This window comes from Dyadobacter sp. CY261 (genome assembly GCF_021440085.1).
GTDB lineage: Bacteria > Bacteroidota > Bacteroidia > Cytophagales > Spirosomataceae > Dyadobacter.
The window spans coordinates 332,419-353,517 of the sequence record NZ_JAKCPW010000009.1 but is presented as its reverse complement, the minus strand read 5'-3'; the positions used below and the strand labels follow the sequence as shown (position 1 = coordinate 353,517).

Below are 21,099 nucleotides of genomic sequence, written 5' to 3'. Positions count from 1 at the left end.
GTAGATTAAATAAAAGGAAATATTAAGTTAATGTCAAGTAATAGCCGTGGTTTTTGAGGTACTATTATTTGTACAAATTATAAGCGTATAGGGATCCTATGCTTCCTCCAGAAGTGTCCTGAAAGAAACATACTGTCCGTTGAAGAGCTCGTTATGGCGCTCCTGCAAGGCTGGCTGGAAGTGGCTCTGGTAGGTGAGAAAATCCTCCATAGTCCTGAATGTAAATTGAGTGGTGTATGTCGCACCCTCGTTTTCGATTTCGGTCAACAGCCGCAACAGCTTGCAGTCAAGCGGTATTTCAGTCGCGACGATTTCAGGGATGTACACCGACTTCATATAATGCAGCCAGTCCTTCTCCGCTGAATAGCTGATGTTGACTGTGATGTTATAGACGATCATTTTATAAAAATTTATTGTTTGCGAGTTACATTTGCATGCATATACTAATTCACCGTAACCAGTATTATCATGAATATTCTTCTACACGCCCATTCGGGCCTCCGCTATGTGGTGTTAGGACTTTTAATCGCAGCCATTTTTACTGCATATTCCAAGTGGCAGCAAGGTAGCCAGGACGACAGTAAACTTTACCTTTTTACTCTCATTGCCACGCACACGCAGCTATTGATAGGCTTCGTGCTATATTTCATGAGCCCCAAAGTTAATTTTGATCTGATCAGCGAGAAAGTATTCCGTTTCTTTTCGATCGAGCACGTTTTCATGATGCTCATTGCGATTGTGCTTATTACTGTGGGAAGGATTCGTTCGAAGAAACTCACTGGCGCCGCCAAGCACCGTACTGTGCTGTACTTCTACGCATTGGCCTTGATTATTATCCTGGTAGCCATCCCCTGGCCATTCCGGAACCTGGGATCGAAGTGGTTTTGATTTTTTGACAGCCGCCGACTGACCGCGGACCGCCGACTGCATGACAGTAAAAGTAAGCAATCGGCGGTCTGCCGTCGGTGGTCAGCGGTGTAGCCGCTTCACCCAAACAGATCGCTCGACAAATACCGGTCGCCCCGGTCGCAGATAATGAAGACGATCACGCCTTCTTTTAATTCCTTCGCGAGCTGAACCGCTGCCCAGGCCGCGCCTCCGCTGCTCATTCCTGCAAAAACAGCTTCTTCATTCGCCAGACGCCGGGTAGTAAGCACCGCATCATCCTGCGATACTTCGATCACCCTGTCTACACGTCCTCTTTCAAATATTTTGGGAAGATATTCTTCCGGCCATTTGCGGATGCCGGGGATGCTGGATCCGTCGTTGGGCTGGCAGCCGACGATCTGGATATCATTATTTTGTTCTTTTAAATACCGCGAAACGCCCATAATGGTGCCGGTAGTACCCATGGACGAAACGAAATGAGTGATTTGCTGATCGGTATCCCGGTAAATCTCCGGACCGGTGGTGCGGTAATGCGCTTTCCAGTTATCGGGATTGGCAAACTGGTTTAGCATAAAATAATCGCCTTTGGCTGCCTTTTCTTCTGCCAGGTCGCGGGCGCTCTCCATGGTTTCGGTCAGGACGACTTTCGCGCCGAATGCCTCCATTGTGAGTACGCGCTCACGTGTGGAACTTTGGGGCATCAGGAGTTCAATTTCCAGGTCGAAGAGCCGGGCGATCATGGCAAGTGCAATACCGGTATTCCCGCTGGTGGCTTCTATGAGCTTCATTCCGGGTTTTACTTCACCGCGGTCGAGCGCGCCTTTGATCATGCTATATGCTGCGCGGTCTTTCACGCTGCCGCCGGGGTTGTTACCTTCCAGCTTACCGAAAATCCTGACCTTGGGATTGGGATTTATCCTTGTTAATTCGACCAGAGGGGTATTGCCCACCAGATCCAGTAATGATGACATGATGATGTTGTTGTGATTCAAAAAAGGTACGTGTTAAAAAGGTCGACGGAAATCCCGTTTTGCTTTTGAAATATAGATCAACAACATCGTGAAGGCTGAAAGAATGCCCGCGCAGAATAAATTGTAGAAAATTTGGCGGTTAAAAGCATATTTACCCTATGAAATTAATGGGTTGCAAATATACCTGAATATTTATAGAGTTTTGGCAAAAAATGCCTGCGTACCGACCAGAAACGGGAGAATTGAACTGCTGTGCGTTCCCTCCTTAACTTTGATGAATTCAACATTCGTTGCGCCCAGCTTCTGCATGGCATTGTAAGCATTCTCAGAGTTGAAGAAGAAAACCAGCGGATCTTTGTCGCCATGGTACAACTGCGTCGGTGTTTTTGGCTTGAAGTTATACACATCATTATCGGCAATGGCATCGATAAAACCCTTATCCGTGCCATCATTCAATGCTTTTTTGAACGAGTCGTTGAGGACATCGCTGAAACTTCCATTGATCGTTACATTATTTCCGTTTTGGGTAATCTGGGACGCGTATTTGTCGATGAAGTAGTAACTGGCCGGCTTGTTCAGTTTGTAAATCCGGTCATAAGTGAGTAGTACCCACAAATACAACGAGTTATACGAAGCAACGCCAGTCGTTGGCGAATTGATGATATACTTCATGAACGCCGTTTTATCATAAGCACCCGCACCACAGCTCGACGCCCTCAGGTTGAATTCCGATGAAGCCTCTTCCTCGATTTTCTTTTGCAGGGACATGGTCGCATAGCCGCCCTCGGAATATCCCGCGACGTATAATTTTTCATCCCATTTTACTTCCGTTTGACCTTTCAGAAATTCTTTCGCTGCCCGCAGCATATCCAGCGACGCGGATGCAAGGCTTGCGCGGTGCTCGTATGGGTGCGGAAGATCTTTGGAGGCACCGTATCCAATATAGTCGGGATAGGCTATAATGTAGCCCATAGATCCGAAGATAGAGCCGAATGATGCGGCTTCGCTGTCGTCACGAAAATTAGATGGTGCCGAGAGGTCACTGGTTATGGTGCCATGCTGTACGCTGATCATGGACGCCGGCTGCGTCACGGTCGGGATGATCAGCGCTCCTGAGGCAGTAATGTCGGTACCGTCGGTATTTTTTGTTTTGTAAGTAATCCTATAAGCTTTGACGCCATTTTTCACGAACCCGGCGATCAGCGGATTCAGATCGTTAGCCTCCTGAATAATCTGCTCTTTGGTTAATGTCTTGATGGAAGTGCTTTCCTTCAAATAGACATTCTCCTCGGTGGGTGGTACCGGATTGTTATTGTCGTCGTTACACGAATTAAGAATGAGCAAACTCCACAACAGGAGAAAGGAAAGGTATTTAAGCGGGAGAGTTGGGATAGATTTTTGCATAGCTAAAAGATAAACAGGCCATTAGTCTTGATTAGTAACGCATAATGGCCTGTTTTCGATGATCATTTCTTCTTATTTATCGAATTAAATTTTACCCATATACCAATTGATCATCCTGGCCGTAGCGTCGGGGCGTTCTACCATGCCCATATGGCCAGCCTCGGCGAAGATCAAAGGGTAGCTTTTTTTCGGGTATTCGGCGAGTTCGATCACGCTTTCGAAGTGAATAAGCTTGTCCTGCATACCGATAATGAATAGCACCGGGAAAGGGAGGCTCGCCAGCACGGCCGTGCGGTCGGGGCGGTTACGCATGGCAGTGATGCCGGCAATGAGCGCTTCGGCGGGTAATTTGCTGTAATGCGCGATGTGCTCTTTGATACGCTCGGGATAAAGCTCCTTATACCGGTCGCCGAACAGGTTGGCCGCGGTATTTTTGATGAATGACTCGGTCCCGTAAGTCCGCAGGAGATCGATCATTTGACTACGCTGGTGCTTTTTTGTATCGTCGTCGGCATAGGCTGTGGAATGGAACAGCCCGAAACCTTCCAGCATACCCATGTACTTTTCAGCAAATGCCAGGGAAATATAACCACCCATCGAGTGGCCGATCAGCGTGCATTTCTGAATATTGGCGTTGGTCAGGAAACGGTGCAGCTCATCGGCATAATCTTCCACCGACTGGCAGGACGTGAAGAGCGAAATATTGGGCCTTACCACAGTATAAGAGTCATTTAGCGCAGCATCAAGGCTGTCCCAAATCGTGTCATCTATGCCATGACCATGTAGTAAAACCAAAGTTTTCCGGTGTAGATTCATATAAATTTGCAATCAAGGTTGAGAACTTGTTTGCCTAAATATACTAAACCTTCTACCGTTTGCGCCCCTAATGGGCAACTTTCGCCATTTCTTCTTCCCGTAAAGCCCGGCGAAGTATCTTACCGACATTGGTCTTTGGAAGCTCTTTCCTGAACTCGATTTGTCGAGGACATTTATAACCTGTCAGGTTTTCTTTGCAGAATGCTTTGACCTTTTCCTCAGTCAGTTCCGGATCTTTTTTGACTACATAAATCTTCACCATTTCTCCGGATTTTTCGTCAGGAACACCCACACAGGCTACCTCCGCTACGCCCGGACATTGTGCCACCACATCCTCAATTTCATTGGGATAGACATTAAAACCCGAAACTAAAATCATATCCTTCTTGCGGTCGACTATCTTGAAAAAGCCATCGGAGTCCTCGATGCCGATATCGCCCGTTCTGAACCAGCGACCACTTTCGTCTTCCAGGATTACTTTGGCAGTTTCGTCGGGACGGTTATAATAACCGAGCATAATTTGGGGCCCTTTTGCGCAGATTTCACCCCGTTCGCCTATCGGCAACCATCTGTCGTCATCGCTGAGGATACGAATTTCTGTGCTTGGGAATGGCAAACCGATAGTGCCTTGCTTGTGGGTCCCATTTAATGGGTTGACAGAAAGTACCGGAGACGTTTCGGAAAGCCCGTAGCCTTCCACTAGCGGACAACCGGTTGCCTTTTCCCAGCGTTCGGCTACGATCTTTTGCAACGCCATACCCCCGGCAATTGTGATCTTCAAACTCGAGAAATCGACAGAAGCAAAAGCCGGGTTATTCAGCAGACCATTAAAAAGCGTGTTTAGGCCAGGGAAAATGTGGAAAGGTTGTTTTTTTAGCTCTTTTACAAATGCAGGAATGTCCTTCGGATTGGTAATCATCACATTCAATGCACCCCATTTGATTCCGCACAAGCCGTTGATCGTCATAGCAAATACATGATAGAGCGGCAGCGCGGCAATAAGCGTAAGCTGGCCCGATGTCTCCGACGTCCGCATTTTCGACATTAGCCATTCATTAATGCCCTCCACATTCGCAATGAGGTTGCGGTGGGTTAGCATAGCCCCTTTTGACACGCCGGTCGTGCCTCCCGTATATTGGATAAATGCCAGATCGAGTCCAGAAATATTCGGTTTTTTGTAAGTAATCCCCGACCCGATCGACAGCGCATTAGCCAGACTGACTGAATTTTTGACATGATAAGGCGGCACCATTTTCTTGATATACCGCACTACCGCGTTTACGATCAATTTTTTTGGAAAACCCAGCAGATCGCCGATTTCCGTAATGATTACGTGCTCGATGTTCGTATTGGCAATTACTTTTTCAAGATTGGTAGCAAAATTGGCCAGTATCACGATCGCTTTCGCGCCTGAATCCTTGAATTGGTGTTGCATTTCCCGCGGCGTGTAGAGCGGATTCGTGTTCACGATTGTTAGCCCTGCGCGCAACGAGCCCATCATCGCCACCGGATATTGCAATAGATTGGGCATTTGCAGCGCAATCCGGTCGCCTTGTTTCAGGCCGATACTTTGCAGGTATGCGGCAAAATTTTGTGAAAGCTCATCCAACTGCCCGAAGCTCAGTTTTTTATCCATATTGACATATGCCGCTTTATCCGCGTTTTCACGGAAACTGCTGTCCATCAGTTCAAGGAGCGACGAATATGCATCCGGATTTATTTCATAGGGAATGCCTTCCGGATAGTTTTGAAGCCATGGATAGGTATCCTTTGAGATCGCAGTCATAATGTAGAGAGCAAAGGGTGTGAATGATGTTTGTGATTAAGGTAATCAATTAAGCCAAAAAAATATCGAACCAGTCCAATTTATTTTTGACCTAAAAAAACATCCAAATATGGTTGGAAAGAGTTGAAATGGCTTTACCGGCGGCTAATTTCCCACCGCCAGAGTAGCCCTTCGTCTGCGTCGCTCACATCTTCCGTCTGGGCAAAACCCAATTTCTCGAGAATGTGTCCGGAGGCATTTTCTTCCGGGAGTGTATGCGCGATCACCTTGCGTACCGCATTGTGCGTGAAAGCATGATCCAGCAAACCTTTCGCAGTTTCGGTGCCGAGGCCCTTCTCCCGATAGGATGGGATAATTTCGTAACCAATTTCAACCATGCCATTGGGGTCGGGCTCACCTTTGTAGCCGCAGGAGCCGATCAGCATGTTATCGGAAACATGTACGATGAGATATACCCACCAGTCGCGAAGCGGGGGATGGGCTTTCCAGCGATGGTAGGAAGGAGTAAAAGTGTCACGGAAATCGGTCCACTTTTTGGGGACATTGACGCCCATAACGCGGGCTAATGTATTGTTTCCCATGCGGATAGCATCATATAATGTATCATCGCACGAGACAATTCTTAAATGGGGGGTCAAAATCATAATAAAAGAAATGAGCCCCCCAAGTTAAGAAACTATGAATTGTTTTCGTCAAAACGATCGGTTATTGCCTTGCGGATCGCTTGGTGCGGACGCATTCCGGTACTTCGTGTACGAGGTACTGCCCTGTCGGCTTGGGCATTGGATTGTGCGCGTAATGCGAGGTTCGAAACCGATAAATGGCTGTTGCGCCAGGTATCGTATTCTTCCTCATCCATTACGTCGCGTGTTACTTGTCCGTGCGCATAACCGTCGCCAAACGACTGTACGCGACTGTCGGTCAATGCGTTTTTACGCTCGTTTTCAAGCGCTTCGATTTCCGCCCTGATCTTCGCTTCTTCCGCTTTCAACTCGTCAAGTTTAGGCAACAGCTCGATATCGTTTTCCAGAACGGTTTTTTGGGACATATGCTGGGTCACGAGCAGTTGAAGCGGTTCCATTTGTTTCAAAATACGCTTTCTTCTTCTGCGCAGGCGGCCCAGTTTTGGGTCAATCTGCAACCACCGGTACCAGAAACCTTGCAATACCGGCAATGCCATACCCAGCGACACTGCGCCTGCAATGGCAAAGAGCACGCCACTCAAAACAAATGACAGCAATGCCCAGGGGCTGTTCACAAGGTCAAGGTTCAACTGATCGGAATTTTGGAGTGCCTGCTCAATCTTTTTGGTCAATACAGGACTGTCGATCGGCGCGCCTGTGAGTGGATCGACCGCATTCAATTGCAGGTTTTTGACTGATTTGTTGATTGCTTCTTTCAGCTTGTCGGTGCGGTAGGCTTCGTAACGGAACCAGCCAAGCACAATGAGCGTCACAATAGCAAAAACCGATAGTACCAGCTTAAAACCTGCGTAACGCGATTTCGCCTTGGGCGAGTCGTCTTTATGATAAGGTTCTTCCACAAGACGGTCGTAAGCCGGTTTCAGCAGGACGGAAAGCATCGCTAAACCGATCGCAAAGGCCCAAGCTTCGTTCACATTCCGGATATTGAGCGCATAGGCTACGATTTCGTGGGAGATAATCAAGTCACCGGCGATGAATGAAATACCGGCAGCAAGGAAGATCAGTCCTGCAATGAGTGAATAGGATGGCGCTTTTTCAGCACGTCTTTCTTTCAGCTCCTCAGTCGTGAAATCGATCTCGGTAATCTGCCGCTCCATGTCCTTCGTTTGCGTAGCCGCATTGTTGAGGCCCATTACCTCATTTTGCAATTTGCCATAAGCAGCCTTGTGTTGCTCCGTGGCTTGCTGGTTGCGCGATCTTACTTCGGAAAGCTCCTGTTTTTTTTCATTGAGCCGGTCCTGGATCCAGCCGTGATTTACGTTACTGGACAAATAGTTTTCATATACCTGACGGTCGATACCTTCGATTCCACGCGTGTAGCCGTGTTGGTAGTCTCCGTTTTCATTTGGATTTTGCTCGTTCATAACCAGTATTAGGGTTGATCGAATGTGAGTTTGGGTAAAAAATCGCGCCATCAGGGCGCTTCCTGATCATCATTTCTCCTTTATTTGCCTTTCTGGATCAGGTTAAGCTGCCGGGTTGTCAGCTCGTGTTTCATGCGGCGTGCAAGATAAAATTCGCTCTCAAAAAGCTTGATAAGCATATCCCGCTTCGCGAAAAGGCGGTCACGCTCGGTCTCGGCATGGCTCTGTTCACGCAATACCTGCCATTTTTTTACGCGGAGTGCATCGATTTCTTCCCCTAAATTCTGGCATTCCGCTTCCCAGTTGTAGTTATTTTCAACATAATCCTGGCGGTCGCGACGAATATTTAACCAGATCTTCAAGTCATTGCGCAATACGGTAATGTTACTGAGCAATAGTTTTCCTGCAAAAAGGAAGAGAAAAAACACGAACACAAACAATGCAAACGCCTGCCACCAGGTTTGGTACGTGATCACGTTGGCAAACACAAACAATGTCGCTGCAAATGGTAACCCGGTCTCTTCCAGCAGCGATTTCCAAGTCACTTTCGAATCGGTGTCGTGGAAAAGGGAGATGCGACCAAAGAGACTAAACATCCCGGCGAGGAACACGCCCAGCGCAATCCAGGAGTTATCGGCAAACGCGGGTTTCAGCGACTCGCGGATCAGAAAGAAGTTGCCCACGCACATGGCCGCGCACAATGTGATACCTATGAGTGTTCGCGGGAGCTGATGCTCGCCTTCGGCACGTGCGCCTGGGTTTTTCAAGCGTTCCTGCAATTCGTCGATCCGGTTGTTTTTCTGACCGATAAACAGGTTCAGTTCCTGAATGCGCTCATTATGCTGCTCGATATTCGCAATATGAGAGGCGGCCAGATTAGAGAAGTATTTATGGATAATATCGGTTTTCTCATTTGGGTCCGATTCCGAAAGCCCGAATAGCACACCTTCATCGCGCAATGTATCTTCGTCTTCGAGCCAGTAAGGGATCGGTACTTCCACTTTGGGGAGTTCTTTTACTTCGGAGAGCGGTTGCGACAAGGTCGCGGTTACTGGTTGCCTTGTTTCGACAACGGGTGTTTGATTGATCTGATTTTGTTCCACTGATTGGGTAGGGGTGTCGTTGGCCTCAACAGGCTCATCGTCATAGAATTGGTTTTCGTCGGACTCTTTCGGACGAAACCAGCCGGCAATTAATTCAGTCAGTTTGGCCATAGTTTTCATGGGTTAGCCTGCGATTATCCATGAAAACAAACAAAATCACTATAATATTGTGATGACCGGCTATTAAAAAAGGTAAGTCCCTCGGAATTAGGACATTTCGAACATCTTCTGTAAAGCTTGCCAGAGCTTTTTCTTCAAATTACGGTCGGCTTCGATCACGACCAGCGGGTCCACGAGGAGGAACCATACGCCCTCGACCATTTTGGGAGTGTAGGGCACCAGCAGGAGATCCAGATGGAGCTTGATCAGCGGTACTCCGAAAGAGATGAAGAAATTTGTCTTTTTACCTGAAAGCACCGTGCGCGCATCTTGCCCGGGCATAAAACTGAAGTTCAGGACGTCGCTTGTTTCCAGCGAATGACCAACTGCTTTCAGGATATTGTCGAGGAACAACGCTTCGGACATGATCATGTCCGTTTGCTTCTGTTCGTCCACCAGCACCAGCACTTTATGTTTCAACGCCGGGAATGCGGGAACGGTAGCTTGTGGAGGAGTGGCGGCTGGACTTGGTACTGGTGTAGCCGGTGGCTGCACGAGAATCGCAGGAGCGGGTGGTAATGCTGATGCCGGGATAGCGGGCGTGGCTGGCAATGTGGGAACATCTGCCTGCACGGTGGCGGGCGTCGGTATGGGAAGTTCGGGCTCGGTTATTTCCTCTGAAGTTGCGTCTTGGGGCCGCGCGCGATCTTCCAGTTGAAACAAAGTTTCATGCTGGTAAAGTATCTGAAAAAATGCGACCGACGAATGCTCCATAATTTCTATAAATGTCCAAGTACCATTCCTGGCTGACTCCAAATACCTACTTTTTGTTTTTCTGCGGCTATTTCGAGGGCTGCGTATTCCTGGTCTTTCGAATATTTCTTAAAATGCACCGCAAGGCCTTTTTTTACAAGTTCTTTATTCAAGATCTTGCCATCGGGCAATACTATTTCGCCCAACAGGCGGCCATATTTATCAAATTCACCTTTGTGACGGATACTCACTACTTTCCGGAAACATTTTTCGCTCGTAAACTGCTTCGCGTTTTTGTAAAACGGCATACCGCGTTCGGGGCAATTGATGTGCAAAAAGCGTATCCTGACCGGCTTACCCATTCTCCGTCCCGCTTTTTTGCCGGAATAAATAAATTTCAACTCAATCGTGTCACCGTCCTGAATACCTATAACTTCGGCTTTGAGCGGGTTAGGTAAATCAATGTTGCTGCCAAACTGCTGGCCTTCCTCCGACGTCAGCACACACGAGGCGAGCATTGTCGGGGTGGTTGTAAAAATGAGGAACAACAGGCAGGAAAATACAACTCGGGGAATCAGGAAGCGGAAAGCAGGCACGCGCACGGATGATAAGTTTTGAATACCCAAAGATAGGTATTGTTTCCGATCAGTTCTGATCCAGCTTGTACCACTTAATGTCCTTCAAAGGCGCTCTCCTTGCCACTGAGGCAGTTGGCGAGTAATTTTTTTCCAGATAATCGAGCACCGGCTTTTCGGCGTCACCTAGCTCCCAGAGGTTGTGGTTGGCCTGCATCCAGCGTATCTTCTGTTTCCAGCCATCGCGTGTGAAGCGGTTGGCGATAATCAGCTTTGTGGAATGGCAGTTAGTGCATTGCGCTTTCACCATATACAGGTTTTCGTCCACGATCAGGCCTGTTTCGGGGTCTTTCTTCGTCGTGTCGGCTGGCATTGCAGCCACATTCGCGTTGGTTAACGATGTTTCGGGCAGGGTTTGTGAAATAATGCCCAGCCCGAGCAAGGCAATCAATAGGATTTTCATAGATATCAGATTTGCCGGAAAGCATTATTTTCGCATTAACCCACCTTAACGGCGATCCTTTCGCAGGCGTTGTTCAGATACCCACCCGGGTTCCAGGCTGGTATGAGCATGGGTTGGGCATTGCCTTTATTGTCTGTGGCCTTAACCCAAATTTCATAGTAGCCATTTACCGGGAATTTGATTTCGGTATTCCAATGTTGCCAGGCAAGGCGATTTACCGGGGCTTCGAGCTTGCATTCCTTCCATGTCGCGCCGAAATCAATGGAAACTTCCACTTTTTTGACGGAATGATCTCCGGCCCACGCATGCCCGCGCAACGCGAGGTCCGTGCCGGATCCGATCGTCGCGCCGGATTTGGGATAGGTAATCAGCGATTTCACCGGCATCGATTCGATAATTTTGTAATATTCATCGGTTGCCGGAATGTCAGTGCCGGGAGCAACAGGGTTTTTAGGCATTTTGTAGCTGTGGCCTTCCATTTTTGCGCCATCATGTACCTTGTTACGCACCGAAATTCCGGTTAGCCATTTGCCTGAAACCGAAGCTGGCCAGCCGCCAATCACGAGCCGAAGCGGATAGCCGTGAAATTCCGGAATGTCTTTGCCGTTCATTTGCCAGGCGATCAACGTTTCGTCTTCCATGGCTTTTGCGATGGGTACGCCGCGCGAAATGGGTTCTTTTTTAGGGTCCCGACTTAAATGCAGGTCCTTACCATGGTATCCTATATATACGGCGTCATTCTTAATGCCTGCATCATTTAAAATATCTTTAAGCCTTACGCCCGTCCATTGTGCACAATGCACGGCCCCCTGGCCCCACTGGTTACCCGAAGCTTGCGGCTGGTAGCCCGAGCGCCCATTACCGCCGCATTCAAGTACAAGCTGGTAAGTGTATTGTTTGAAATTCTTTTTAAGGTCGGCCAGCGAGTAGGTTTTAGGAGCTTTTACAGACTCGCCGTCGATGGTCAGCGTCCAGGTGGACACATCGATTTTCTCGGGAATAAGCCCGTTGTTGCGGATGAACATTTTCTCTACCGGGGTAATGCGGTCGTCGAGCAAATGTACTGGTGATTCCACGTTCCAGGGTTTGTCGCCCTGCACGATCATTTCGATATCCTTGCCTTTTAATGCATCCTTTTCATCAAGGAGCAATGGGCGATAGCCCACAGGCATGTGCTTTGCAAAAACGATCTGGCTGCCGATGGTCGTGGCCAGGGCCGTGAGGCTGCCCTGTTTGAGAAAATCTCTTCTGTTCAATTCGGAATTCATCAACTGGTTCAGGAAAAACTTGTAAGACATTCATCCCAAATTTACATAAACCACATGGCTTTAAAACATTAAATCAGACACAATTCGGGTGGTTTACCGCAAAAAAGAGGTTACCAGTAATGGTAACCTCCTCATTCATAATAGTGTGTCGGTTGCACTTCGAACTTTACTCACTTAAAAGTGCATGTATATGCCAACAGGGAAAGTTTACGATAATGCGTGTGATTATTTTTTGATGAACGGCCCGGCAATGGCCAGTACCGCTTCTTTTGATAATGGTTCATCGAATGCCTCGGTAATGGCCGCATCCGACTTGGAGGCAAGACCTTTCAGATCTTTTCCGCCTTGCATCATGTTTTCCTCGCCTGCGTAAATCGCTGCTACCGCACCTTCCTTGCCGGTAATCCAGCCTTTCATGGCAGGGTTTCCGAGCAATGTTCCCGCCAATCTGCGGGCTACTGCTGCATGGCGTGCTTCCACTGAATGCACTTGCAATGCATATTCAAGGATTTGCGGATCGGTGATCAGTTCGCCGGCCTGTCCCTTATATGCACGCACACCGGTGTCTTCAAGCGCACTCGAAACGGTAACGAATGTTTTGTAGTTGGTAAAAACATCGCCGAATGCGCCGCCATATTGGAAATCGAATGTCGGCTTGGCAATGGCTTTTGTTCCCAATGCTTTTACCAGGAATGCCACGTGTTGCGTTTCGTGCTTACCGATTTGCGTAAAAATTGCCTTGTCAGACGCCGGGATCAGATTTGCAGCCGCATTACCTGCTTTGTAAAACTCATCTTCGAGGTATTCAAGTGTCAAGGCGTAGTTGAGTACATCCACAGCCTTAGCCGATTGTGCGTATGCCTTGTTCACAATCGCCGCAAATGCGGTCGGAATCGCGGCAGAGGCCAGTTTGCTCCCCACCCTGTTCATAAAATGACGGCGAGTTGCGTATTCGAGACGCCCCACTGCGTCACCGTCGATTTGCTGAAACTTATCTATGATTTTGAAGATATCCATGTTGTGTGATCCTTTATATGTTGAAATTACTTGCCTACGTTGGCACCCGTGATAGTATCTTTTACATAACCTTTCACGGCAGAAAGAATGTCGGCAGGGGCAACGGCCTTGTCCATTCCGTTGGCGTCGATGATATCGTCACCCGCGAAATCGGCAGACTTAGGATTGATCAGGTCGCGGATCACCGCAGCATGGCGGGCTTCCACCGACACGATTTTGCCGGCCAGTAACAAGTAATTGGGATCTTTAAGCAGTTTCCCGGCACCATTGTACGCGGCAACGCCGGTGTCTTCGAATAATTTAGCAGCGCCCAAAACCGCGTCTTTCTTGGTGAAGTCGATGGCGGCGAAGTTAGGGGTCAGTCCTTTAATGGCTTTGTCACCTAATGCAGCCTTGAAAAAATCGCGGTGGATAATTTCGTGGTCGCGGATGTCGGTTAGGATTGTTTTTTCCGCGTCGGTAATACCCGTGTATGGCGTAGCAATCACCTGTGTGTAGAAAGCGGCTTCCAGTTGTTCCAAAGCGTATGCATAGTTAAGCACGCCAACGTCTCCTGAGCCAAGGTCGACGGTGTCGCCTGACCCTGGGATCATCGGGTCGTCGTCGTCGTTGCAACCTGCGGCGATTACGATTGTCCCCAATGATGTGGCTAAACCGGCTGAGCGCAAAAACAAACGTCTGTTGACAACCGACGTGATTTCCCCCTCTCCTTTGCCGGAGGTTTTCTTCGTTTCTGTGTGTTTGTTCATAACAATAAAGGTTGTTGAATCACTCTCCGCGTGTTCGAAAGAGTTTAATAGATTTTATAGACCTACGCATGTTTGATTGCTTTAGATCGATGGGAGGAAGGGATGAATGAAGGACAGGCGAGAATAGGAGAATGGAGGGGTTGGGGGAACAAACAAAAAGAGTCCCTTTTAGAGGACTCTTTTTGTTTCAAACTAACCGATGATTCTATTAAATAACGTTGAGTAATAAATGCCTGAGATATAATTCAATGCATGAATGTATAGCGTTAAATTCCAGCCGTGTGTAGTATTTGTGCTACTTTCAGTACTTAAATAATTTCTACGCAAATATAAGGGAAAGTGTTCTTAACAAAGAAATTATTTTCTAAAAAATTTTGAATTTTTTTTAGTTGATGTAATAAGATATTGATGAATAGGCAAAATTATTATTGAATTTCGCATATTGATGTGAAATTCCACAACCTGAGGTACAGATCCCTTTCATTCCGACTACGCCGTCGGAAACAAAAATTGGTTAATATCTGATAATCAACTTTTTTTGTGGTTAACTTCCATTGGCACGAATATCTTTTCAGTTTACAGTAAAAATTAAATGCCCCGATCGATTATGCGAATAACTCCGATAGCCATCGCCCTCTTGCTGCTCGCCGCTATAACGAATGTTGATGCCGCCAGACAATCTTCGACGTACATAGTCGTTGTTGCTGAACAAAGCAAAGTGACCGTGAGGCCCGAAGATCTTCCTGAGCCGGTGAAAAGCACATTGGCTGGTTCCTATTCGGAATGGAAGGTAACCAGTGCGTATCTGGTCACACGTGACGACAATTCACAGTATTACGAAATCAATATCAAGAGAGCGGAGGAAACATCTACGTTAAATCTGGACAAGTACGGGAAGAAAATTGACTAAAAAGCGGTTGCCTTCCTGGCTCCTAACAGGCTCATAATGAAAAGCCGGAGACATCTCCGGCTTTTTGGTGTTTGTTTTTTGTAATTTTACATTTAGCCCACTCGTTAATTAATATTTATTTTTTGAAATAGTATCACCCATGGCTCATCTGCTCCTCGTTGAAGACGATTCTACATTCTCAAAGTTGCTCACCAATTTTCTCGGCAAGCATGGTCATCAGGTAAAAGGTTGCACAAATATTAAAGAGGCGAGAGAGGCCCTCGGCAAAAATGCCACCGATGGACCGTTTGAAGTACTGATGCTTGATTACCGCCTGCCCGACGGTAACTCTGTGGATTTCCTCAAGACGCTCAGGAGCGAGGGTAACCGCACACCGGCATTCATTATGACTAGCTTTCATGATGTCCGCACCGCAGTGACCGCCATGCAGATCGGGGCGTTCGACTATATTACTAAACCGGTGAATCCGGAAGAACTGCTTATGGTACTGAGAGAGGCGTTAAATAAGGGAGAGGTTACGAGTGTTAAAACGGCACCGAAGGCCAAAAGCAATGCAAAGGCCGACAAACAGTCACTTGATTATATCGAAGGCAGAAGCAAAATTGCCAAGCAACTATTCGAATACGTACGGCTGGTAGCGCCCACCGACATGTCGGTGATCATTCAGGGTGAGAGTGGGACGGGGAAGGAACATGTAGCGAAGTCGATCCACCGCTTAAGCAAGCGCGCCGATGGACCTTTTGTAGCGATCGACTGTGGTTCTCTTTCCAAAGATTTGGCAGCGAGCGAGCTGTTCGGTCATAAAAAAGGCGCATTTACCGGTGCGTTACAAGACAAAATAGGACAGTTTGAGGCGGCCGACGGTGGTACCCTTTTCCTTGATGAGATCGGTAACCTTAGTTACGACGTGCAAATAAAGCTGCTCCGGGCATTGCAGGAGCGCATAATCGTTCCCATCGGAAGTACACAGCAAGTTAAGGTTGACGTAAGGCTGATCGCGGCAACGAATGAGGACCTGATGTCGAGTGCCGCCGCGGGAGATTTTCGCGAGGATCTTTACCACCGTTTGAACGAATTCAAGATCGAAGTTCCCGCATTACGCAAGCGAGGTGAAGATCTGCCGCTGTTTATACAACATTTTGTGGATAAAGCTAATGAAGAGCTAGACAGGAATGTGAGGGAGCTTTCAAAGGAGGTGATGGATGTGTTTCAAAAATACGACTGGCCAGGTAACCTGCGGGAGCTGAACAATGTGATCAAACGGTTGGTATTACTTTCAAAAGAGGAAGTGGCAACATTGAGCGCATTACCCCCGGAAATGATCACAGCGATGGAAGATCAGCAGAAACCAGCGCCTGGATCGGATCTCAAAGCTTTACAGGAAACACACGAGAAGGAGATGATTGAAAAAGTTTTGCAAGAGGTGCGCTATAACAAAAGTAAAGCTGCCAAGTTGCTCAACATCGACCGGAAGACTTTATATTATAAAATCGAAAAATATCATATCGAGTAGGAAAGCGCTTTTTCCTCCACATGCTCAACTACTGACGCAGCGTCTTCTACGACCTGCGTCATTTCTTTTTCCGATACTTCCGAAGAATCTTCACGAAGTGCTATTTCGAGGTTCCTGAATCGGGCCGATAAATCACGGGCTCCGATCTGCCCGGTTCGCCCGGCCATACGGTGCATGAGTTCCTGTACATGCTCGGGCTCATTGGCTTCAATATGGTTTCTCAGTGATTCGATATCGTTACGGGAATCTTTCACAAACTGGTCTAGTATTTCCCGCAACAGGCTTTCGTCCCCAAAGGTCATTTCACTCAACATCGAAAAATCGAATTCCAAGTTGTTGGCAACGTTAACTTCCGTGGGTTCGACGAGCACCTGCTCCTCCTGTTCTATTTCAGGCGTGGACGATAATTCGAGTAGTTCCAGTAAATCTCTGGAGTGGAATGGCTTCATCAGATAGCCATCGAAGCCCATACTGAGTAACTTTTTCCGTTCTTCGGGCAATGCCTGTGCCGTAAGCACAAAGAACTTCACGCTTTCCGGTGCCGATTTGCGGAGGCGGCCCACCAGCTCGGCCCCGTTCATGCCCGACATGCGCATGTCGGTCAGTATAAATTTTACCTGATTGTCCCACGGCCGGTTGAGGACTTCTTCACCCGATGAGAATGCTGTATGCGGAATGCCGTTCATTTCAAGAACGGAAGAGCACCATTTGAGAATGAAGGCGTCGTCGTCAACCAGCCAGACTTTGCCATTGATCTGATAACTTCTTTCCGGCGCTTCTTCTGCCAATTCCAGTGTGTCTGCCTTTTTCATACTGGTGGTGACAAAAAAAGTCGTGCCCTCGCCGGGTTTGCTGCTCACATGAATGTTTCCCGACATCCCCTCTACTAATGCTTTTACAATGCTCAAACCCAGCCCGGTACCGCCGTATTTGCGTTGAATGGTCGGATCGGCCTGCTCAAACTGATTGAAAATGCGCTCTAACTGCTCTTTTGAAAGCCCTATGCCTGTATCCGAAATCTGGTACTCGATCTTGACCTGGCTACCACTTTCGTGGCCTGCCACTTTGAGCACGACCTCGCCGTTTTCGGTGAACTTTATAGCATTAGTCAGCAAATTGTACAGAACCTGCCGCAACCTGAATGGGTCGCCGTGCACATACAAGTTGGGAATAAGCTTATTATCCAGCTTCAATATCAAACCTTTAGAAAGGGCATTAGGTCGTAATACCTGAATAACTTCGTTGAGGAGCTGGTTAATCGAAAACACCCTGTCTTCGAAGGTAAAGCGGTCGGAAATAATGCGGCTGTAATCCAACACTTCATTGACCAGATATAACAAATGTTCAGAAGCCGAATGCAAAATTTCGAGATCTTGCTTTTTGGGCTTTTCTTCGTTTTTCAAGGCCTCGGTATAACCGATGATGGATTGCAGTGGCGTCCGGATCTCGTGGCTCATATTGGCCAGAAAGCGCTGCTTGGCCATGCTATGGTATTCAGCTTCCTCTTTGGCCTCTTCGAGCAATTGTCGATAATCGTTGCTTTTGGTAATATCTGCGAAGATAAGATAGGCCATTACCGCAGTAATTAAGGAAAAGCCCAGCATGATCCATTCCAGATACTTGATACTGCCTTCCACGATGCCTTTGGCCTGCGAGCTGTTTTGATGAGACTGGGTTACGACGTTCTCTTCTATCTTCTGCATGACGCTTAGCAGTTGTTTCACCAGCGAGTTGCGTGCAGTAGCCAGTTCTTGTTCCCGGTCTACAAAAGTAACTGCCCGCTTCTTTTGTGATTTTTCAATGGCGTGAACGGCTTCGCCTACCTTTTCTATAGTGCTATCCTTCTTTACGACACGAATTGTGTCGACCTGGACATTCACTTCCTGCTTCTGAACCAGCTTGGTGGGTTCGGGGGCGGGTTTTTTGGCACTTTTTTTATTACGGAAAACGCGGCCAAAAAAGCCCTTTTTTTCGCTCGCTTTCTGCGCCGTGTCTGGTACTTCCGTATAAACAGTGGTCGTCGTTGTACGTTTTTCGGTCTTGACTACCGTGCTATCCGGTTTAAGTTGTTCAGTTGTGATCAATCCTGAAATGGATTTGACCTCGTCCTCTAAATCCTTATTATTCACCAATTTGGATCGGACTTTCACATAGTCGCCATATATTTTTTCTCTTTCTTTAAGAATGGTCTTCATCGAATCGATCCGGATCATCTGCATATGATCGCCGATGCTCATATCGCTGAGAGAGTCCAGCGTTGCGATGAGCTCCACAGATTGGGCCAATACTTCGCCATCCATCTCCTCACCTTTAAGCTTTCGCTCATTTTGGAGTTGGTCGAGTGTAAGGATATCGCGGAAAATTTTATTGACGAGCTGCATTTTATTGTCTGGCGTCGACAACACTTGCAGTTTGGTAAGCATGTTATCAAATGCCAGTTTACTGGTGATCCAGGATGCTGCCAATGCGAGGGAGGCTATAAAGAAGCCGAGAAAGACTTTGCCTTTCATCGATTTCAAGAAAGACGGGCCACGTTGCGTAGACATAGTTTCGGGTTACAGTCAGTACCAATTAACGCATTTTCAATGCCAAAACGTGCCATTTGTAATGGATCCGACTGATTTGCAATGTGAATATAATGTATAAAAATGTAATGTAAACATGCTTCCCGCCAACTAAAAAGGCTGCTCCCGCAGCGGAAGCAGCCTTTTATAATGTATTCCCGGTCAGATCCAGGCAAAGTAGATTATTTGGCAAGAGAATTGATCCACGCAGCGATTTTTGCAGCTTCTGCCTTCGGAACCTGAGGCATTGGTGCCATCGGTGTCGCGTAATCAGGCCAGTTTTCAGGCTTCGGTGCGTAAATCAGCTCTACGATCTTCTCGTTGCTGTACTTGCGCTTCGCCACATCGGCGTAAGATGGTCCTACCACTTTTTTATCGGGTGCATGGCACGCAAGGCAAGTGTTTTTAGCTAGTAATGGCTTCACTTCTTCCCAGGTTGGGGTTTTGGCAGCACCGGCCTTCGCGGTAGCCGCTTTACCTTTGCCGTCCGGCGAAACGTGTTCTTTTGCAGGCTCCGCGGAAACGGATGCTTGTGCTTTTCCTGAGCGGGTAGTTTTCAGGTCAGAAACCTTCATTCTTTCGCCATCAGGGATATTGTTCAGCGTGTAATAAGCGTCCGGGTGAACAAGCGACCAGCTGTTAGTCGCCGAGCGAACGCCTTCCAGCGAGATTTTGTGCACATAGTACTGACGCATTCCTTCAAGCACAATGCGCACTTTCTTATTATCGTCGGATACTTTCACTCCGGCGATTTTCACATCTTCGAGGTTGATCTGTGGGCTACCGTACACAGGGTAATGCTTATAGAGATAGCTGCCTACTTTGTATGAATCCAGGTCTTCCGCTGATTTGCGATCAACGGGCATGGTGAATTCGATCTCGAAACCGTCTGGCTGCGCTTTTACTGTGTACATTTCGAACGGCATTTTACCATTCCACACCAGACGCTGCAACCCTTGATTCGCATCACCTGCTGAGCCCCATCCGCGGTTGGTTTCCCCTACGAACATCGACCCGTCCTTATCAAACGCCATACGCAGCACACCCGACTGGAACCCACTGCGGAATCCAATGCTGGCACCCTGATATTCACCCTTTACCTTTTCCATAACGACACGCATGATATTGCTTTGTCCCTGGTCGCCTACGAAAACCTGACCTGTAAATGGGCCGAAATTTCCCTGGGTATTATCGAGAATGAGTTCGGAAGTAGATACACCGTGCACACCGTAAGGTAGCCATACAGCCGGAAGCTGTACCATGTCATATTTCTTTTTCAGTTGGTAAAGGAACTGTGGTTCTTCTCCCAACGTATTTTCTGGCTTGATAGCGCGGCCTTGTGCATCTTTATTCTGGCGGTTGTCGCGCTCGGCGAAGAATTGCTTTTCAGTCAGTTTAACGGGTGAATTAGGCAATCCAGCCCATTTCAAACCTGCGGGGTGACCCATGAAGCCGCCTTTTTTAACCTGGAAAATAGCACCGGTACCCATCCAGTCACCCTGGTTGTCAGTGTAGAACAGTTCGCCGTTCAGCATGCTGATACCTGCCGGGGAGCGCACACCTGTTGCGTATGGCTCGTATTTGCCATCGTTGGTGATGTGGAAGATCCAGCCGCGGCCGGGTACACGGCTTTCGCCTCTCCACCATTCTTCGTCACCGAATGCTACGTTACCACTCACGAAAAAGCTGCCATCCGGCGCCAGTTTCGGTCCGAAAGAGTATTCGTGGTAATGACCCGACAAAGGCCATGCATACACTGTTTCGTAAACGTCAGCTTTGCCGTCGCCGTTTTTATCGACCAGTTTGGTCAATTCACCGCGTTGTGCGCAGTATAATGCGCCTTCTTTGTAAGCCAGACCCAGGATTTCGTGCAAACCGGTCGCGAATTTGCGGAAGTATGGCGCGCGGCTCGTTGGGTTGTCAACGATCCACACTTCCCCGCGACGGGTTGAAATGGCCAGTGAACCATTGGGCATCGTCGTAAGACCACCTACTTCGAGAATAATGCCCTCGGGGATTGGCGGGGTGACGATTTTATAGAAATCTTCTTCTTTTGGAGACTCCTGCGCTTTCAGCGTCGATAGTCCGGCCAAAAGAGCAAATGCTATATGAGCAAGTTTTTTCATTGTTCAATCAGAAATAATAAGGTTAA

19 protein-coding genes are annotated in these 21,099 nt (G+C 47.8%); 3 read left to right on the top strand and 16 right to left on the bottom strand.

Annotation, left to right across the window (positions count from 1 at the left end; all coding sequences use genetic code 11):
* Positions 1 to 96 precede the first annotated feature (96 nt).
* Positions 97 to 399: a DUF4286 family protein gene (locus LZD49_RS24805; protein WP_234670374.1), complete on the bottom strand. Its 303-nt coding sequence runs from the start codon at positions 397 to 399 to the stop codon at positions 97 to 99.
* A gap of 69 nt (positions 400 to 468) precedes the next feature.
* Here LZD49_RS24805 and LZD49_RS24800 point away from each other — a divergent pair, with 69 nt between their 5' ends.
* The gene (locus LZD49_RS24800) at positions 469 to 888 is read left to right on the top strand and encodes a cytochrome B (protein ID WP_234670373.1); all 420 of its coding nucleotides are present in this window, start codon (positions 469 to 471) and stop codon (positions 886 to 888) included.
* Positions 889 to 986: 98 nt separating this feature from the next.
* Here LZD49_RS24800 and cysM read toward each other — a convergent pair whose 3' ends face one another.
* The 13 genes from cysM to LZD49_RS24735 form a co-directional block, all read right to left on the bottom strand.
* Positions 987 to 1,859: a cysteine synthase CysM gene (cysM, locus tag LZD49_RS24795; protein WP_234670372.1), complete on the bottom strand. Its 873-nt coding sequence runs from the start codon at positions 1,857 to 1,859 to the stop codon at positions 987 to 989.
* 192 nt (positions 1,860 to 2,051) lie between these two features.
* On the bottom strand, positions 2,052 to 3,263 hold the full coding sequence (locus LZD49_RS24790) for a S9 family peptidase (protein ID WP_234670371.1): 1,212 nt from the start codon (positions 3,261 to 3,263) through the stop codon (positions 2,052 to 2,054).
* An 84-nt stretch (positions 3,264 to 3,347) separates the two neighbouring features.
* Entirely contained in the window at positions 3,348 to 4,079 is a 732-nt protein-coding gene (locus LZD49_RS24785; protein ID WP_234670370.1) for an alpha/beta fold hydrolase, read from the bottom strand.
* Between the two features lie 67 nt (positions 4,080 to 4,146).
* Positions 4,147 to 5,865, bottom strand: a complete 1,719-nt coding sequence (locus LZD49_RS24780; RefSeq protein ID WP_234670369.1) for an AMP-binding protein — start codon at positions 5,863 to 5,865, stop codon at positions 4,147 to 4,149.
* Positions 5,866 to 5,999: 134 nt separating this feature from the next.
* A complete protein-coding gene (locus LZD49_RS24775; protein ID WP_234670368.1) occupies positions 6,000 to 6,509 on the bottom strand; it encodes a GNAT family N-acetyltransferase in 510 nt (169 codons plus the stop codon).
* A 32-nt stretch (positions 6,510 to 6,541) separates the two neighbouring features.
* Positions 6,542 to 7,933, bottom strand: a complete 1,392-nt coding sequence (locus tag LZD49_RS24770; protein WP_234670367.1) for a hypothetical protein — start codon at positions 7,931 to 7,933, stop codon at positions 6,542 to 6,544.
* Between the two features lie 80 nt (positions 7,934 to 8,013).
* On the bottom strand, positions 8,014 to 9,147 hold the full coding sequence (locus LZD49_RS24765; protein ID WP_234670366.1) for a hypothetical protein: 1,134 nt from the start codon (positions 9,145 to 9,147) through the stop codon (positions 8,014 to 8,016).
* A gap of 96 nt (positions 9,148 to 9,243) precedes the next feature.
* Entirely contained in the window at positions 9,244 to 9,909 is a 666-nt protein-coding gene (locus tag LZD49_RS24760; RefSeq protein ID WP_234670365.1) for a hypothetical protein, read from the bottom strand.
* Between the two features lie 5 nt (positions 9,910 to 9,914).
* Positions 9,915 to 10,514, bottom strand: coding sequence for a thermonuclease family protein (locus LZD49_RS24755; RefSeq protein ID WP_234670364.1), 600 nt, complete (start codon positions 10,512 to 10,514; stop codon positions 9,915 to 9,917).
* A 19-nt stretch (positions 10,515 to 10,533) separates the two neighbouring features.
* Positions 10,534 to 10,926: a hypothetical protein gene (locus tag LZD49_RS24750; RefSeq protein ID WP_234670363.1), complete on the bottom strand. Its 393-nt coding sequence runs from the start codon at positions 10,924 to 10,926 to the stop codon at positions 10,534 to 10,536.
* Between the two features lie 35 nt (positions 10,927 to 10,961).
* Positions 10,962 to 12,224: a sulfite oxidase gene (locus tag LZD49_RS24745; RefSeq protein ID WP_409021350.1), complete on the bottom strand. Its 1,263-nt coding sequence runs from the start codon at positions 12,222 to 12,224 to the stop codon at positions 10,962 to 10,964.
* A gap of 195 nt (positions 12,225 to 12,419) precedes the next feature.
* Positions 12,420 to 13,211 (bottom strand): ferritin-like domain-containing protein, encoded by a 792-nt coding sequence (locus LZD49_RS24740; RefSeq protein WP_234670362.1) that lies wholly within the window; start codon positions 13,209 to 13,211, stop codon positions 12,420 to 12,422.
* A gap of 26 nt (positions 13,212 to 13,237) precedes the next feature.
* On the bottom strand, positions 13,238 to 13,960 hold the full coding sequence (locus LZD49_RS24735) for a ferritin-like domain-containing protein (RefSeq protein WP_234670361.1): 723 nt from the start codon (positions 13,958 to 13,960) through the stop codon (positions 13,238 to 13,240).
* 607 nt (positions 13,961 to 14,567) lie between these two features.
* Here LZD49_RS24735 and LZD49_RS24730 point away from each other — a divergent pair.
* On the top strand, positions 14,568 to 14,870 hold the full coding sequence (locus LZD49_RS24730; protein WP_234670360.1) for a hypothetical protein: 303 nt from the start codon (positions 14,568 to 14,570) through the stop codon (positions 14,868 to 14,870).
* A 139-nt stretch (positions 14,871 to 15,009) separates the two neighbouring features.
* A complete protein-coding gene (locus LZD49_RS24725) occupies positions 15,010 to 16,383 on the top strand; it encodes a sigma-54 dependent transcriptional regulator (protein WP_234670359.1) in 1,374 nt (457 codons plus the stop codon).
* On the opposite strand, the gene LZD49_RS24720 is transcribed toward LZD49_RS24725, so the two are convergent.
* Both LZD49_RS24720 and LZD49_RS24715 read right to left on the bottom strand, forming a co-directional pair.
* Positions 16,371 to 18,929 carry an ATP-binding protein gene (locus tag LZD49_RS24720; protein WP_234670358.1) on the bottom strand — a complete coding sequence of 853 codons (2,559 nt, stop codon included), beginning with the start codon at positions 18,927 to 18,929 and terminating at the stop codon, positions 16,371 to 16,373. The two genes, LZD49_RS24725 and LZD49_RS24720, sit on opposite strands and share 13 nt — an antisense overlap.
* Before the next feature lie 200 nt (positions 18,930 to 19,129).
* The gene (locus LZD49_RS24715) at positions 19,130 to 21,073 is read right to left on the bottom strand and encodes a c-type cytochrome (RefSeq protein WP_234670357.1); all 1,944 of its coding nucleotides are present in this window, start codon (positions 21,071 to 21,073) and stop codon (positions 19,130 to 19,132) included.
* Positions 21,074 to 21,099: the final 26 nt, after the last annotated feature.

Excerpts from the sequence above, each read along its gene's own strand:
- LZD49_RS24805 (WP_234670374.1), bottom strand. The coding sequence starts at position 399 with ATGATCGTCTATAACATCACAGTCAACATCAGCTATTCAGCGGAGAAG.
- LZD49_RS24800 (WP_234670373.1), top strand. The coding sequence starts at position 469 with ATGAATATTCTTCTACACGCCCATTCGGGCCTCCGCTATGTGGTGTTA.
- cysM (WP_234670372.1), bottom strand. The coding sequence starts at position 1,859 with ATGTCATCATTACTGGATCTGGTGGGCAATACCCCTCTGGTCGAATTA.
- LZD49_RS24790 (WP_234670371.1), bottom strand. The coding sequence starts at position 3,263 with ATGCAAAAATCTATCCCAACTCTCCCGCTTAAATACCTTTCCTTTCTC.
- LZD49_RS24785 (WP_234670370.1), bottom strand. The coding sequence starts at position 4,079 with ATGAATCTACACCGGAAAACTTTGGTTTTACTACATGGTCATGGCATA.
- LZD49_RS24780 (WP_234670369.1), bottom strand. The coding sequence starts at position 5,865 with ATGACTGCGATCTCAAAGGATACCTATCCATGGCTTCAAAACTATCCG.
- LZD49_RS24775 (WP_234670368.1), bottom strand. The coding sequence starts at position 6,509 with ATGATTTTGACCCCCCATTTAAGAATTGTCTCGTGCGATGATACATTA.
- LZD49_RS24770 (WP_234670367.1), bottom strand. The coding sequence starts at position 7,933 with ATGAACGAGCAAAATCCAAATGAAAACGGAGACTACCAACACGGCTAC.
- LZD49_RS24765 (WP_234670366.1), bottom strand. The coding sequence starts at position 9,147 with ATGGCCAAACTGACTGAATTAATTGCCGGCTGGTTTCGTCCGAAAGAG.
- LZD49_RS24760 (WP_234670365.1), bottom strand. The coding sequence starts at position 9,909 with ATGGAGCATTCGTCGGTCGCATTTTTTCAGATACTTTACCAGCATGAA.
- LZD49_RS24750 (WP_234670363.1), bottom strand. The coding sequence starts at position 10,926 with ATGAAAATCCTATTGATTGCCTTGCTCGGGCTGGGCATTATTTCACAA.
- LZD49_RS24745 (WP_409021350.1), bottom strand. The coding sequence starts at position 12,224 with ATGTCTTACAAGTTTTTCCTGAACCAGTTGATGAATTCCGAATTGAAC.
- LZD49_RS24740 (WP_234670362.1), bottom strand. The coding sequence starts at position 13,211 with ATGGATATCTTCAAAATCATAGATAAGTTTCAGCAAATCGACGGTGAC.
- LZD49_RS24735 (WP_234670361.1), bottom strand. The coding sequence starts at position 13,960 with ATGAACAAACACACAGAAACGAAGAAAACCTCCGGCAAAGGAGAGGGG.
- LZD49_RS24730 (WP_234670360.1), top strand. The coding sequence starts at position 14,568 with ATGCGAATAACTCCGATAGCCATCGCCCTCTTGCTGCTCGCCGCTATA.
- LZD49_RS24725 (WP_234670359.1), top strand. The coding sequence starts at position 15,010 with ATGGCTCATCTGCTCCTCGTTGAAGACGATTCTACATTCTCAAAGTTG.
- LZD49_RS24720 (WP_234670358.1), bottom strand. The coding sequence starts at position 18,929 with ATGTCTACGCAACGTGGCCCGTCTTTCTTGAAATCGATGAAAGGCAAA.
- LZD49_RS24715 (WP_234670357.1), bottom strand. The coding sequence starts at position 21,073 with ATGAAAAAACTTGCTCATATAGCATTTGCTCTTTTGGCCGGACTATCG.